The organism is Bradyrhizobium diazoefficiens (assembly GCF_016612535.1).
GTDB classification, from domain to species: Bacteria; Pseudomonadota; Alphaproteobacteria; order Rhizobiales; family Xanthobacteraceae; genus Bradyrhizobium; species Bradyrhizobium diazoefficiens_C.
This window is the reverse complement of sequence record NZ_JAENXS010000014.1, coordinates 1-339: the sequence shown is the minus strand read 5'-3', so window position 1 is coordinate 339 and position 339 is coordinate 1. Positions and strand designations below refer to the sequence as shown.

The window sequence follows — 339 nt, the reverse complement described above, 5'->3', positions numbered from 1 at the left end:
GTTTTCCATCAGGATCTCAACGGCGACAGTGTGATCGGCATCCCCAATGGCGGTAGCACCACGGTCATCGAGTCCGCCGGCGTCACCAGCCTGACGCAGGTCGGCAACAATTACTTTCTCTATCATTCCGGCTCGGGACCGGAGTTGATGCACGATGGCGCGGCCGTCGTCACCGATCAGTTTCCGCCCTGGGCGCCGATTGGAGCGGAGCAGACCTCGACGGGTTATGACATTGCCTGGAAAACCCCGGGGACGGACCAGTACACCATCTGGAGCGTCGACAGCAGCGGCAACTACGTCAATAATCTCACGGGTCTCGTCACCGGAAGCAGCACCACG

1 pseudogene is annotated in these 339 nt (G+C 60.5%); it reads left to right on the top strand.

What is annotated here, in order from left to right:
• Positions 1 to 339, top strand: a pseudogene (locus tag JJE66_RS37750) (hypothetical protein); the annotation flags it as partial.